General features: G+C 64.0%; 1 pseudogene. It reads right to left on the bottom strand.

The window, feature by feature from the left end:
- A pseudogene (locus RM812_RS43525) lies at positions 1–127 on the bottom strand (IS630 family transposase); the annotation flags it as partial.
- Between the last annotated feature and the right edge of the window lie 123 nt (positions 128–250).

Raw genomic sequence — 250 nt, 5'->3', positions numbered from 1 at the left:
GGTGGGGGCGGAGCTGGATCCTGCGTAACTCGCGGCGAAGGGTGCGGTCGAGGTCTTCGGATGTGTCGAAGGCGGTGTTGGCCATCGCCCTGCGTACCAGCGACCAGACGGCCTCGACTGGATTGAGACGTCATCCGCTTACCGATCAGCGGGTTTGTGGGGTCGAACAAGGGTCTTGTTCGGGTGATCGGGGTGCGGTCGGTGCATGAAGGCAGGGCCTCGCGGTAGCTCGGGGTTGTCTAAGCCAACG

The sequence above is a fragment of the Streptomyces lancefieldiae genome (assembly GCF_031845825.1).
Classification (GTDB): Bacteria; Actinomycetota; Actinomycetes; order Streptomycetales; family Streptomycetaceae; genus Streptomyces; species Streptomyces lancefieldiae.
The sequence above is the reverse complement of the archived record's forward strand: the minus strand, read 5'-3'. Positions and strand labels throughout refer to the sequence as shown.